We start from the raw sequence: 14,651 nt of genomic DNA, 5'->3' as shown, positions 1-14,651 counted from the left end.
GACAAATGGCAGATATCCAACCTGTAGGAGCACGGCTTGCCGGCGAAGGCGGCCTTGAACCTTGCATCGCACTCAAAGACGCCTTCGCCGGCAAGCCGTGCTCCTACAGGTTTTAGGGTTCGACCTGGGTCCATTGCTTGTTCAGGCGTTTGTCAGAGATCGGTACCTTGGTCCCCAACTGCTGGGCGAACAGCGAAACCCGGTACTCCTCCAGCCACCAGCGATAGAGCTCAAGCTGCGGATCGCGTTTGCCTTCCTGGGCGTGTTTGTTGGCGCGGGTCTGGTATTGAGTCCAGAGGCCGGACAGCTCACCGCTCCAGACCCGATCCTTCTGCACCTGCGCAGCCAGTTTCTCGAAGCGCTGCTCGATGGCTTTCAGGTAACGCGGCAGTTCCTTGAGCCATTGCATCGGCGTTTCGCGGACGAAACCCGGATACACCAGATGACTGAGTTGCTGCTTGATGTCATTCAACGCCACGGCCTGCGCCAGATCGATCTTGCCCTTGAAGCGTTTTTGCAGGCCGTGCCAGAGCTTGAGAATTTCCAGGGTCAGCTTCGCCAGACGCTCGGCATGCTCGGTCCAGCCGCCGCGTTTGCGTTCGGCCAGCGCCGCCAATCCGGCGCCATCACGCGGCAACGGGTCTTCGCCGTCGAGGATGCAGCTGTCGAGACTGGCCAGCAGAATGTCTTCCACCAGACTGTCGACGCGGCCCATGTCGCGGTACATCAGGCCCAGCTCGGTCAGGCCCGGCAACTTGCCGCGCAGGAACTTCGCCGGTTCCGCCAGTTGTTGCATCAGCAGGCGCTGCAACGCGCGGCGATGCTGGAACTCGGCTTCGGCCGGCGTCGAGAACCGCCCTTCCTTGACCGTGCCGGCCTCTTCGACGAGCGCCGGATACACCGTCATCGACAACCCGGCGATCTTCTGTTGGGTCTTTTCCGCCACGGCGGCGAAGACTTTCGCCTCCACCGGTTGCTGACTTTTTGCCGTTTGCGGGACGGCCAATGCCGCTTGGCTGGCTTCAGCGAATCGCGCGGTGAGCTCCGCCAGATCTCGTCCTTCGCCGAGGAACTTGCCCTGGCCATCGACGATTTCCAGGTTCATCCGCAGGTGATTTTCGACCTGCTGCGCCGCTTCGGCCCACGCCTCATCGCTGACCCGCGCACCGGTCATGCGCAGCAACTCGCGACCCAATGCCTGAGGCAACGAACCCTCGGCAAAGGTCATGCGCTGCAACGCGGCTTTGACGAAGTCCGGCACCGGCACGAAATTCTTGCGCAACGCCTTGGGCAGGTTGCGCACCAAGGCAATGCACTTGGCCTCGATCACGCCGGGCACCAGCCACTCCAGACGTTCCGGCGGCAGCATCGGCAACAGCGGCGCCGGCACGCGCAGGGTCACGCCGTCACGCGGGTGGTTCGGTTCGAAATGGTAACTGAGCGCCAGTTCCAGATCGCCGATGTGCAAGGTGTCCGGGTAATGCAGCGCGGTGACTTCACTGGCCTCGCGGGCCAGCACGTCTTCTTCGCGCATGATCAGCAGTTGCGGGTCTTTCTGGCTGTTAATCCGGTACCAGCTGTCGAAGGTCGCGGTCTGGTGAATCTCCGCCGGCAGTCGCGCATCGTAGAAGGCGAACAGGGTTTCTTCGTCGGCCAGAATGTCGCGACGGCGAGCCTTGGCTTCCAGCTCGTCGAGTTGTTCCAGCAGTTGCTGGTTGGCGGTCAGGCACTTGGCTTTGGACTGAATCTCGCCGCGCACCAAGCCTTCGCGAATGAAAAACTCACGGGACACTACCGGATCGATCGGCCCGTAATGCACCGGCCGGCGACCGACCACGATCAGCCCGAACAAGGTGATCTGCTCGAACGCCACGACCTGCCCGCGCTTCTTCTCCCAATGGGGTTCGAAGTGGTTTTTCTTGATCAGGTGCCCCGCGAGCGGCTCGATCCAGTCGGCATCGATCTTCGCGACCATGCGCGCGTAGAGCTTGGTGGTTTCCACCAGTTCGGCGGTCATCAGCCATTGCGGGCGCTTTTTACCAAGGCCCGATGACGGGTGAATCCAGAAGCGCCGCTGCCGGGCACCGAGGTAATCGCCTTCATCGGTTTTCTGCCCGATCTGGCTGAGCAGGCCCGAGAGCACGGCTTTGTGAAGTTTTGGGTAATCCGCCGGCTCTTTATTGAGGCTCAACTGCATGTCGCGGCAGATCAGGCTCAACTGACGGTGCGAGTCGCGCCACTCGCGCAGCCGCAGGTAGTTGAGGAAATTCTTGCGGCACCAGTTACGCAGCGGACTGGCCGTCAGCGCCTGGCGTTGCTCTTCAAAACCACGCCACAGATTGACCAGCCCGGCGAAGTCCGAGTCCACGTCTTTCCATTGCGCATGCGCCTGATCTGCCGCTTGCTGACGCTCTGGCGGACGCTCGCGCGGGTCTTGAATCGACATCGCGCTGGCGACGATCAGCACTTCCTGCAAGCTGCCGAGTTTCGCCGCTTCGAGCAGCATGCGGCCCATGCGCGGGTCCACCGGCAGGCGCGCCAATTGGCGCCCCAGCGGGGTCAACTGGCTGTTGCGGTCCACCGCCGACAGCTCTTGCAGCAGGTTGAAACCGTCGCTGATGGCCTTGCCATCGGGTGGCTCGATAAACGGGAAATCGGTGATCTCGCCGAGGCGCAGATGCAGCATCTGCAAAATCACCGCCGCGAGGTTGGTCCGCAGGATTTCCGGGTCGGTAAATTCCGGGCGACCGATGAAGTCTTCTTCGCTGAACAACCGTACGCAAATGCCTGGCTCAACCCGACCGCATCGACCTTTACGCTGGTTGGCGCTGGCCTGGGAAATCGCTTCGATGGGCAGGCGCTGGACCTTGGCGCGGTAGCTGTAGCGGCTGATGCGCGCAGTGCCGCTGTCGATCACGTAACGAATGCCCGGCACGGTCAGCGACGTTTCGGCGACGTTGGTCGCCAGCACTACGCGACGCCCCGGGTGCGACTGGAAAATCCGCTGTTGTTCGGCCGGCGACAAGCGTGCGTACAACGGCAGGATTTCGGTGTGTTTGAGTTGCGCCTTGCGCAGCATGTCGGCGGCGTCGCGAATCTCGCGCTCGCCGGGCAGGAACACCAGCACATCGCCGGGGCTCTTGCGCTCGCTGCGTTCGAACGCGGCGATTTCGTCGAGGGTGGCGAGGATCGCCTGATCCACGGTCAGGTCATCCTCGACGCGGTTGCCCTCTTCGTCCTGTTCCAGGGTCAGCGGGCGATACCAGGTTTCCACCGGGAAGGTGCGGCCGGAGACCTCAACGATGGGCGCATCGTCGAAGTGCTTGGAGAAACGCTCCAGGTCGATGGTCGCCGAGGTGATGATGACTTTCAGGTCCGGACGACGGGGCAGCAGGGTTTTCAGGTAACCGAGCAGGAAGTCGATGTTGAGGCTGCGTTCGTGGGCTTCGTCGACGATGATCGTGTCGTAGCGTTCGAGGTAGCGATCGTTCTGGGTTTCCGCCAGCAGGATGCCGTCGGTCATCAGTTTGATCAGGGTGTTGGAGTCGCTCTGATCCTCGAACCGCACCTGATAGCCGACCAGCGCGCCCAATGGCGTCGCCAGTTCTTCGGCAACCCGGCTCGCCACGCTGCGCGCCGCAATTCGACGCGGCTGGGTGTGGCCTATCAGGCCATGCTGGCCGCGACCGATTTCCAGGCAGATCTTCGGCAACTGGGTGGTTTTACCCGAGCCGGTTTCGCCGGCGATGATCAGCACCTGATGCTTGAGCAGCGCTTCCTTGATTTCATCGCGCTTGGCGGCGATGGGCAGGCTGTCGTCGTAACGAATCACCGGCAGGCTGGCACGTCGCGCCAACACCTGATCACAGGACGCCTGCATGCGCGCCACCCACTGGGCCAGCTTGGCTTCGTCGGGTTTCTTGCGCAGCTCAAGCAACTGCCGACGCAGCCGGTGGCGGTCGGCGAGCATGGCGTGATCGAGGTTTTTCAGCAGTTTGTCGAGTGAAGGCGATTCGTCAGTCATCAGGTACGCAATAAGTCGTCTAGTGGCGCAGGGGGCGGATTGTCGCAGATTTTACGGCCGCTGCGCGGCCGAATCGCGAGCAGGCTCGCTCCCACACTGGATCTGATGCGACCACAAAATCGGGGCACCGCGGTCAAATGTGGGAGCGAGCCTGCTCGCGATTCGATTGCGCAGCAATCGCAGAGAACTACTCGGTATCGAGGCCCTTGCGCCGATACGGGAACACGTCGATCACCTTGCCGGCACGAATCGCCTCTTGCAGGCTTTTCCAGTAATCGGCGTTGTACAGCTCGCCGTGCAACTGATCGAACAAGCGCCGCTGCGCGGAATCGGCAAACAGAAACGGCGGGAACTCCTCGGGGAACACGTCCAGCGGCCCGATCGAATACCACGGCTCGGACGCCATTTCGTCTTCCGGCGTACGCGGTTGCGGGATGTGGCGGAAGTTGGCTTCGGTCAGGAAGCAGATCTCGTCGTAGTCATAAAACACCACGCGACCGTGACGGGTGACGCCGAAGTTTTTCAGCAGCATGTCGCCGGGAAAAATGTTCGCCGCCGCCAGTTGCTTGATCGCCAGGCCGTAATCTTCCAGCGCGTCGTGCACCTGCGCCTCGTTGGCGTTTTCCAGGTACAGGTTCAACGGGGTCATCCGCCGCTCGGTCCAGCAGTGACGGATCAATACCGTGTCGCCTTCCACCGATACGGTGGACGCCGCCACGTCCAGCAATTCTTCCAGACACGCCGGTTCGAACTTGCTCAACGGAAAACGGAAATCGGCGAATTCCTGGGTATCGGCCATGCGCCCGACACGATCGACGCTTTTCACCAGCCGGTACTTCTCGATCACCGTCGCCCGGTCGACGTTTTTCGACGGCGAGAAACGGTCCTTGATGATTTTGAACACGGTGTTGAAACCCGGCAGCGTGAACACGCTCATCACCATGCCGCGCACGCCGGGGGCCATGATGAACTGGTCGTCGGTGCTGGCCAGGTGGTTGATCAGCGCCCGGTAGAACTCCGACTTGCCGTGCTTGTAGAAACCGATCGAGGTGTACAGCTCGGCGATGTGCTTGCCCGGCAGGATCCGCCGCAGGAAACCGATGAACTCCGCTGGCACCGGCACATCGACCATGAAGTAGGAACGGGTGAACGAGAAGATGATCGACACGTCGGCTTCGTCGGTAATCAACGCATCGATCTGGATGCCGCGACCCTCAAGGTGCAGCAGCGGAATCGCCAGCGGCCATTGCTCGTCGGTGGTGTAGATGCGCCCCACCAGGTAAGCGCCCTTGTTGCGGTACAACACCGAGGAGAACAGCTCGACGCTCAGCTCGGGATCCTTGCACACCCAGTCCGGCAGGTTCTCGCGCAGCTGTGCTTCGAGGCGACGCAGATCGCCCGCGAGGTCGGCGTAATCCTCGCTGAAACGGTAGTCGGCAAAAATGCTCGCCAACATGCCTGACAACTGCCCCTGAGGTTTGTAGGTGCGGGTTTGTGCGGCGCGCGCCCGGCGCAGGCTTGGCCGGGTGGTGTGGATGAACATGCAGCCGTCGCTGATCAGGTCATGGCTGAACAGCCCGCAGAAGATCGAGTTGTACCAGGTCTCGGACAGTTCATCGTCGAAGCGCAGGTCGATCAGGCTGATGTAGGCGCTTTTGACCAGTGGCCAGCAGCTGACATCCAGCGTATCGGCGTCAAACGCGATGCGCAGCCGGTCCACCGTTTCGCTGACTTTATCTTCGTAGAGGTTGATCCGCGCCGCCGAGGCGATTTGCGTTTCCTGCCATTGGGCTTGCTCGAAACGCGCCCGGGCGCCGTCGGTGATCTGCCGGAAATGCTCGCGGTAATCGTCAAAGCCATCGAGGATCATTCGGGCGATGTCGGCGGCTGGCCATTGCTGCGGCATGGTGAGACCTCTACGGGAATTCGGAAGGCCTGAGCTTAGCCAGTGAACCGGGTGCAGGAGAAGCCTAATTTCGGTCCGAAAACGAATGAATCGCTCATGGGCGCAGTTTTTTCAGACTTTTTTTAATCGACCGTTCGGTCAGTAAACGACCTCAAAAGTCACTCTCCATCCACTTAATCGATTCATCTACAACCCTCTGATTATCAGGCGTACGGATCCAATCCACGGTCAGGCAAATGTCAGCCGCCAGATTTTCTGCTTTTTCCTGAAAGCCTGCCCGCCTGAAAAGTGCTCTCGAACTGGTCTTACCAAGATAATGGCACTTTGATATACACCCCGCGTTCACCCGCCTAAAAACAAGATCCTCGGTCCACGAGGACTACCTCTCAAAATGCCCAAGGAGCACATAAGATGCCTATAAGGAACATGCGCATAGGTTTGCGCGCGAGCTTGAGTTTTGCTGTGCTGGCCAGCCTGCTGGTGCTGGTCGGGCTGTTCGGCCTGGGTCAGATGGCGACCCTGCGCGAGAGTGCATCGGTCATCGAGGAATCGTGGATGCCGAGCATCGAGAGCATCCATGACAGCGCGTCCAACATCGCCACCATCCGCTTGGAATCGTTGCGGTTGATCGCCAACAGCCAGAGCGCTGTGCGGGAAAGGAGCAAAGGCATCCTCAACGTGCAACGCCAGGAATTGCAAAAACGCCTCAACGACCACAAGACGCTGCTGTCCAGCGACCAGGAACGGGTCATGCTCGACAGCCTGAATGCCGCCGTCGCGAAGTACCTGGCCATCCTCGACCAGATCCTCGCGCAGATCGATGCCGGCCAGGATGAGCAGGCCTACGCCCGCCTCAACAGTGAACTGGCCCCGCAGGGCATCGTGCTGGATAAATCCCTGGAATCGATGATCAGTTTCAATCAGCAAGGCGCCGATACCGCTGCGGACGCCGCCGCGTTGATGTACCAGCGCGCGCAATGGATCGTCGGCACGATCATCGTGATTGCGCTGCTTGCCACGCTGCTGTTGGCCTGGTTGCTGACGCGCAGCATCACCACGCCGATCAATCAGGCGCTGCAGGTCGCACGCCGGATTGCCGCGGGCGACCTCAGCGGACAGATTGCCAGCCACGGCAAGGACGAAGCCGCGCAATTGCTCAACGCCCTCGCCGACATGCAAGGCAACCTGCGCACGACCATTCGCGGCATCAGCGACTCGGCGCGCCAGCTGGCGTCGGCAGCCGAGGAAATGAGTTCGGTGATGGAGGAAAGCACTCGCGGCCTGCAGCAGCAGAACGACCAGATCGAGATGGCCGCCACCGCCGTCACCGAGATGAGCACTGCGGTGGACGAAGTCGCCGCGAATGCCGTGTCCAGCGCCGAGGCCTCCCAGGCGTCGAACGAGGACAGCAAGCACGGCCACGTGCAGGTCACTGAAACCATCACCGCGATTCAGGGGCTGGTCAGCGAAGTGCTCGGCGCCTCGGAAAGGGCCGAGGGCCTGGCGGTTCAGGCGCAGGACATCAGCAAAGTACTGGAAGTGATTCGCGGCATCGCCGGGCAGACCAACCTGCTGGCGCTCAATGCGGCCATCGAAGCCGCACGCGCCGGTGAGGCCGGACGCGGGTTTGCCGTGGTGGCCGATGAAGTGCGTTCGCTGGCGCAACGCACCCAGAACTCCACCGAAGAAATCGAGCTGATGATCAACAACATCCAGCACGGCACCGGGGCCACGGTGAGCGCGCTGCAAAGCAGTGCCGAACACGCCAGCCAGACCTTGCGCCGGGCCAACAGTGCCGGCAGCGCGCTGGAAAAAATCACCGCATCGATCTCGCAGATCAACGAACGCAACCTGGTCATCGCCAGCGCCGCCGAACAGCAAGCGCTGGTGGCCCGGGAAGTCGATCAGAACCTGGTGACCATTCGCGATCTCTCGACCCAGACCGCCGCCGGCGCCACCCAGACTTCAGCCGCCAGTCAGGAACTGTCGCGGCTGGCAATCGACCTCAACGGTCTGGTGACACGTTTCATAATTTGATGCCGGTTTTTCGGTTGCCATAGGCAAGGCTCTCGGCAACACTCTCGTCCCCATCAAGGAAGGAGTGCACCGTGAGCCCTGTCGATATCGTTCGTTTACTGTCGCTGGCGGCCATCTGGGGCGCGAGTTTCCTGTTCATGCGCATCATCGCCCCAGTGATTGGCAGCATCCCCACGGCATTTTTCCGCGTGTCGATTGCGGCGGTCGGGTTGCTGGTGATTGTCGGGCTGATGCGCATCAGCTGGGATTTCAAGGGCAAGCTCAAAACCGTGATGCTGCTCGGGGTGATCAACTCCGGGATACCAGCGACCCTCTATTCAGTGGCGGCCCAGGTGCTGCCCGCCGGTTACTCGGCAATCTTCAACGCCACCACGCCACTGATGGGCGTGTTGATCGGCGGCCTGTTCTTCAGTGAGCGGCTCACTGCCGCCAAGCTCGGTGGGGTGTTTCTCGGTTTGTTCGGTGTTGGCGTGCTGACCCGTGCCGGCCCGGTGGCCTTCGACCTGCAACTGCTGATGGGCGCCCTCGCCTGCCTGCTCGCCACCACCTGTTATGGTTTTGCCGGGTTCCTCGCCCGCCGCTGGCTCGATCAGGCCGGCGGGCTCGACAGTCGTCTTTCGGCACTGGGCAGCATGCTCGGGGCGACCTTGTTCCTGCTGCCGCTGTTCGGCTACAGCGTGATCAGCCAGCCACCGGCGAGCTGGGGCGGCTGGAGCGTGTGGCTGTCGTTGCTGGGGCTGGGCCTGGGGTGCACGGCGTTTGCGTACATCATTTACTTCCGTCTGCTCAGCTCGATCGGGCCTTTGAAATCGATGACAACGACGTTCCTGATTCCGCCGTTCGGGGTGTTGTGGGGGGCGTTGCTGCTGGATGAGCCGTTGTCGATGGCGCATGTGTATGGCGGGGTGTTGATTGCGGCGGCGTTGTGGTTGGTGTTGAAGCCTTCGGTGATGAAGGTCGCCGAGGTGACCGCCAAATAGAGTTGTGGTGCCGCTGATGACGCCTTCGCGGGCAAGTCGGATCGCCGCACCGCTCGCTCCTACGGGTTTTGTGCAGGACCTGTAGGAGCGAGGCTTGCCCGCGAAGGCGATCGCCAGTGCACTACAAGGCTAACTGACTCACTTCGCCATCCACCAACCGCCGAATCCCCAGCGGATTCGCGTTCTGCAACGCCTCGGGCAACAACGCATCCGGGTAATTCTGGAAGCACACCGGCCGCAGGAATCGATCAATCGCCAGCGTCCCCACCGACGTCCCGCGAGAATCCGACGTCGCCGGATACGGCCCGCCATGCACCATCGCCTCGCAGACTTCGACCCCGGTCGGATAGCCGTTGAGCAAGATCCGCCCGACTTTTTCCTGTAGCAATTGCGCCAGCCAGCGGTATTCCAGCAGCTCTTCGGCCTCGCCGATCAGCGTCGCCGTCAATTGCCCGCGCAGGCCGTGCAGCGCCGCCGCGAGCTGCGCCCGATCTTCGACTTCGATGACGATGGTGGTCGGCCCGAACACTTCCTCCTGAAGCAACTCATCGCCCTTGAGCAGCAGGCTGACATCGGCCTTGAACACCTGCGGTTGCGCCTGATTGCCCTGCTGCGGTTTGCCCGCCAGGTGCGTCAGCCCCGGATGTTCGTGCAATTCCCCAAGGCCTTGGCTGTAGCTGACCAGCGCGCCGGCATTGAGCATGGTTTGTGCCGGCTGCTCGTTCATGTTGGCGCAGAACTGTTGAAGGAAAGCGCTGAACTGTGGCGAACGCAAACCGATGACCAAACCCGGATTGGTGCAGAACTGCCCGCAGCCCAAGGTCACCGAACCGGCCAGTTGCGCCGCGATCTGCTCGCCCCGCACGGCGAGGGCTTCGGGCAACAGGAACACCGGGTTGATGCTCGACATTTCGGCGAACACCGGGATCGGTTGCGGCCGGGTCGCGGCCATGTGGCTCAGGGCATTGCCGCCCTTGAGCGAACCGGTGAAGCCCACGGCCTGAATAGCCGGGTGCTTGACCAGCCACTCACCAACGCCACCGCCATAAATCATGTTGAACACACCGGCCGGCATCCCGGTGCGTTCGGCGGCGCGGATGATGGCATCCGCGACCCGTTCGGCGGTCGCCATGTGTCCACTGTGCGCCTTGAACACCACCGGGCAACCGGCGGCCAGTGCCGAAGCGGTATCGCCGCCCGCCGTGGAAAAAGCGAGCGGAAAGTTGCTGGCGCCAAACACCGCCACCGGACCGATGGCGATGCGGTACTGGCGCAGATCCGGGCGTGGCAACGGCTGGCGATCCGGCAAGGCCCGATCGATCCGCGCACCGTAGAAATCACCGCGCCGCAGGACCTTGGCGAACAGACGCATCTGGCCGCTGGTGCGCCCGCGCTCGCCCTGGATACGCCCGGCCGGCAGTGCCGTTTCCCGGCAGACCGTGGCGACGAAGTCATCGCCCAGCGCATCGATTTCATCGGCGATGGCATCGAGGAACGCCGCGCGTTTTTCCGCGCTCAGGTTGCGGTAGATCGGGTAAGCCGCAGCGGCGGCTTTGGCGGCGGCATCCACCTCGGCTTCAGTCGCCTGGAAGAAGGTGCCGGGCAGCGGCTCGCCGGTGGAGGCGTCGAGGCTTTGCAGTTGCAACGTGCCGTTGGCGCTGCGCTGTCCGCCGATGTAGTTGTGTCCAGAGAGCGTGGTCATAATTTATTCCTGATCGATTGGCACAGACCTGTAGGAGCCGGCTTGCCGGCGATTGGCCTTCAAGCCTTGCATCGATCTCTCGGACGCAATCGCCGGCAAGCCGGCTCCTACAAGGGCGGATGTTCCGCCGGCTTTTAGAGCGAACGCACGTGGCCGATGGCCAACGGCTGGGCGCTTTCGCCGATGCCGTTTTCCAACGGTGCGCCAAACGCGTCGAGGCTGATCTGAAAGCGATCACCCGGCCGGGTTTTCACGCCGTCGGCAAACGACAGCGTCGCAGTGCCGAAGTAATGCACGTGGACATCGCCCGGACGCAAAAACTGCGCGTATTTGAAGTGATGGAATTCGAGGTTGGCGAGGCTGTGGCACATGTTGTCTTCGCCGCTGAGAAACTCTTTTTCCCAGAGGGTTTCGCCGTTGCGGATGATGCGGCTGGTGCCCGCCAGGTGTTTAGGCAATTCACCGACACGCAGCTCCGGACCATAGGCGCAGAAACGCAGTTTCGAGTGCGCGAGGTACAGGTAATTGCGGCGCTCCATGACATGGTCGGAGAACTCGTTACCCAAGGCATAACCGACACGATACGGCTGACCATCGTCGCCAATCACATAGAGGCCGGTCAGCTCCGGTTCTTCACCGGCATCTTCGGCAAACGGCGGCACCGGGAAATCCGCGCCGGGGCGCACGACGATGCTGCCGTCGCCTTTGTAGAACCATTCCGGCTGCGCGCCAACCTGTCCGGCTGCGGGTTTGCCACCTTCCAGGCCCCACTTGAAAATGCGCATGGTGTCGGTCATGCCGGCTTCAACGGCGCCATCCTGCTGGTGCATTTTGTCCCGCGCCGAGGCGCTGCCCAGATGGGTCAGGCCGGTGCCGCTGATCAGGCAGTGCGCCGGGTCTTCGTGATCCAGCGGCGGCAGGACTTTGCCCTGCTGCAACAGTTGCGCGTAATCCGGGCCAGGTTCAGTGCCGCGTTGGGCCACTTCTTCTTGCAGGCTGCGTTGGGCGCGGATCGCCGCGAGAGCCAGTTCACGGGTGCTGCGGGTGCCTTTGAGCACCTGGACCTGCGAGCCCTCGACGACGCCGACCTGGCGCTCGCCGGCAGTGTTTTCAAATTGAATCAGGCGCATGACGGCCCTCCATAAAGTCGGGGATGGCGCCGCCCAAAAGCGGCGCCTCAAGGTCACTCGATGATGTTGAAGTCGCTCAGGTACTCATCGGAGATTTCCAGGCCCAGGCCCGGCTTGTTGTCGTCGAGCTGGATGTAGCCGTTGACCGGTTGTGGCTCGCCCTTGAACACGTAGTAGAAGAGTTCGTTGCCGACCTCGACATCGAAGACTGGGAAGAACTCGGCCATCGGTGAGGCGGTGGTGGACATGGTCAGGTGGTAGTTATGCATCTGCCCGGCATGGGGGATCACCGGCACCGACCAGGCTTCGGCCATCGCGTTGATCTTGCGCGCAGCGGTGATGCCGCCCACACGGTTGGTGTCGTACTGGATCACGTCGACGGCGCGGCGTTCCAGCAGGTCTTTGAAGCCGTAGGAAGTGAACTCGTGCTCGCCGCCGGAGATCGGCATGATCCCCATTTTTTTCAGCTCGATGTAGCCCTCGATGTCGTCGGCGATCACCGGTTCTTCGAGCCAGCGCGGTTCGAATTCGGCGAGTTTCGGCAACATGCGCCGTGCGTATTCCAGGGTCCAGCCCATGTAGCATTCGAGCATGATGTCGATGTCCGGGCCGGCCAGCTCACGCAGTGCGCGCACTTGTTCGATGTTTTTGCGCATGCCCGCCGGGCCATCTTTCGGGCCGTAGCCGAAACGCATTTTCAGCGCGGTGAAACCCTGGTTCAGATAACCCTGGGCCTCTTCGAGGAACAGCTCGAGGTTGTCGTTGGCGTAGAGTTTGGAGGCGTAGGTCCAGATCTTTTCCTTGGTGCGACCGCCCAGCAGTTTGAACACCGGTTTGTTGACCGCTTTGCCCATGATGTCCCAGATCGCGATGTCGATCGCCGAGATCGCCGCCATGCCGATGCCTTTACGGCCCCAGGCGTGGCTCTGGCGGTACATCTTCTGCCAGATGTATTCGTTGTCGAACGGGTCTTCGCCAATCGCAATCGGCGCCAGGTAGGTGTCGATGATCTCCTTGGCCACACGCGGCGCCAGGGCGCAGTTACCGATGCCGACAAGACCGGTGTCGGTCTCGACTTCCACCACCAGCCAGCCGTGGAAACGGAACGAACCCATGGCGTCGCCGCGCTCGAACAGGATGTCGCTGGCGTTGGTGCAGAAGTGCGCTTGTGGTGGGACGACTTTGCCTTTCCACTCGAAAACGCGGGTACGGATTGCTTTGATTTTCATGAATTCAATTCCTTGCTAACGCTTGGGTAGTGATCAGCCAACCTGAGCCGGTGTGAGCTGCGAGGGGGATTTAGGGGTGTGGGTGCTGCGAAGTCGGGACAACAGGACGGCGCCGACAATGCCGACCAGGGCCAGGGCGAACATGCCGGCGCGGGGGTCGGCGAAGCTGGTTTCCATCACGGTTTTCAGGTTCGGCGCGACGAAGCCGCCGAGGTTGCCGATGGAGTTGATCAGGGCGATCCCGCCGGCTGCGGCGGCACCGCTGAGGTAGCTGGTGGGAATGGTCCAGAACAATGGCTGCACCGAGACGAAACCGGCGGCGGCGAAACAGAAGGCGATGACCACCGGAACCATGCTGGTGCCCAGCGCCGAGGCGGCGATCCCGAGCGCGGCCATGGTCAGCATGCACACGGCGAGGCGACGATGTTGCCCGGTGCGGTCGGCGTAGCGAGTGACGAGGCGAGTCACGACCAGGGCGCAGACCCACGGAATCGCGGTGATCAGGCCGACGTTGAGTCCGACGTGGCCGTCAAGCAGCCCGGCGATGCGCGTCGGCAGGTAAAACACCACGCCGTACACGCTCATCTGAATGGTGAAATACGCCAGGCAGAATTGCAGCACCCGAGGGTTGCGCAGCGCACTGAGAAAACCATGGGGGCTGCTGTCTTTTTTCTTCGCGTCTTCTTCGCTGAGTGCGGTTTGCAGCGCCTGCTTTTCATCGACGCTCAACCACGTGGCATCGGCCGGGCGGTTGACCAGATAGAAGTACGCAGCGATGCCGACCACCGATGCCATCAAGCCTTCGACGACGAACAACCATTGCCAGTTGGTCAGGCCGAACACGCCGTGGAAGTCCAGCAACCAGCCCGACAGCGGGCTGCCCAGCACCAGCGCCAGGGGCAAGCCGAAGTAGAACAGACCGAGCGCCTGGCCACGGCTTTGTGCCGGGAACCAGTAGGTGAGGTAAAGGATGATCCCCGGGAAGAAGCCGGCTTCGGCGACACCCAGCAGGAAGCGCAGTACGTAAAAGGTTTCGGCGTTGTGGGCAAACATCATCGCCGCCGACACCAGGCCCCAGGTGACCATGATCCGGCACAGCCAGACCTTCGCGCCGAGGCGGTGCAGCATGTAGTTGCTCGGCACTTCGAAGAACGCGTAGCCGATGAAGAAGATGCTCGCGCCGAACGCAAACGCGGCATCGCCCAAACCGGTGTCGGCCTGCAGCGCGGCTTTGGCGAAGCCGACGTTGGAGCGATCGATGAAGGCGAGGATGTACATCAGGATCAGAAACGGCAGCAGACGCAGCCGGCTTTTGGAGATGGCACTGGACAGAGCCAGGGCGAAATCTGGACGAGTCATGTGAAGGTTCCTTTGCTGCCGGTATGTGCCTTGCGGAAGTGACAAGACGGGCTTTTTGTAGTTGTTGAATCGTGCGATCGAGGCAGCTCGGGTGGCCGGCTCTGGTCATTCGATGGAGCGACTTTAGCCAGCGCACAGGGCGGCGGATAATCACTTATGCACATCCATCGATAACCTGGGGTGATAGGTAAGCGCGGTTATTGCCTAGATCGAGTTATCAGGCGTCCCCTAAAACAACTGTGGGAGCGAGCCTGCTCGCGAAGGCGATCTGACAGGCACATTGC

The 14,651-nt window shown here is 61.8% G+C and carries 8 protein-coding genes; 2 read left to right on the top strand and 6 right to left on the bottom strand.

Translation table 11 applies throughout. From position 1 onward, the window contains the following. Positions 1 to 112 precede the first annotated feature (112 nt). Positions 113 to 4,024 (bottom strand): ATP-dependent RNA helicase HrpA, encoded by a 3,912-nt coding sequence (gene hrpA, locus K5R88_RS28690; RefSeq protein WP_226298791.1) that lies wholly within the window; start codon positions 4,022 to 4,024, stop codon positions 113 to 115. Positions 4,025 to 4,211: 187 nt separating this feature from the next. Next, the gene (gene aceK / locus K5R88_RS28685) at positions 4,212 to 5,930 is read right to left on the bottom strand and encodes a bifunctional isocitrate dehydrogenase kinase/phosphatase (protein ID WP_207286663.1); all 1,719 of its coding nucleotides are present in this window, start codon (positions 5,928 to 5,930) and stop codon (positions 4,212 to 4,214) included. Between the two features lie 411 nt (positions 5,931 to 6,341). On the opposite strand from aceK, the gene K5R88_RS28680 reads away from it, so the two are divergent. Beyond that, the gene (locus K5R88_RS28680; RefSeq protein WP_226298790.1) at positions 6,342 to 7,967 is read left to right on the top strand and encodes a methyl-accepting chemotaxis protein; all 1,626 of its coding nucleotides are present in this window, start codon (positions 6,342 to 6,344) and stop codon (positions 7,965 to 7,967) included. Positions 7,968 to 8,038: 71 nt separating this feature from the next. After that, complete coding sequence (locus tag K5R88_RS28675; protein ID WP_008043472.1) at positions 8,039 to 8,947, top strand: DMT family transporter; 909 nt, start codon at positions 8,039 to 8,041, stop codon at positions 8,945 to 8,947. 121 nt (positions 8,948 to 9,068) lie between these two features. Here the strand turns inward: K5R88_RS28675 and K5R88_RS28670 are convergent, their stop codons facing one another. The 4 genes from K5R88_RS28670 to K5R88_RS28655 form a co-directional block, all read right to left on the bottom strand. Next, positions 9,069 to 10,649: an aldehyde dehydrogenase (NADP(+)) gene (locus K5R88_RS28670; RefSeq protein ID WP_226298789.1), complete on the bottom strand. Its 1,581-nt coding sequence runs from the start codon at positions 10,647 to 10,649 to the stop codon at positions 9,069 to 9,071. 134 nt (positions 10,650 to 10,783) lie between these two features. Then, positions 10,784 to 11,779, bottom strand: a complete 996-nt coding sequence (gene araD1 / locus K5R88_RS28665; protein WP_226298788.1) for an AraD1 family protein — start codon at positions 11,777 to 11,779, stop codon at positions 10,784 to 10,786. Between the two features lie 53 nt (positions 11,780 to 11,832). After that, a complete protein-coding gene (locus K5R88_RS28660) occupies positions 11,833 to 13,008 on the bottom strand; it encodes an L-rhamnonate dehydratase (protein WP_226298787.1) in 1,176 nt (391 codons plus the stop codon). A 33-nt stretch (positions 13,009 to 13,041) separates the two neighbouring features. Next, the gene (locus K5R88_RS28655) at positions 13,042 to 14,367 is read right to left on the bottom strand and encodes an MFS transporter (RefSeq protein ID WP_226298786.1); all 1,326 of its coding nucleotides are present in this window, start codon (positions 14,365 to 14,367) and stop codon (positions 13,042 to 13,044) included. Positions 14,368 to 14,651: the final 284 nt, after the last annotated feature.

The sequence above is a fragment of the Pseudomonas sp. MM213 genome (assembly GCF_020423045.1).
Taxonomy (GTDB): domain Bacteria; phylum Pseudomonadota; class Gammaproteobacteria; order Pseudomonadales; family Pseudomonadaceae; genus Aquipseudomonas; species Aquipseudomonas migulae.
Note: the sequence above shows the minus strand (reverse complement) of the source record. Positions and strands in the feature narration are given on the sequence as shown.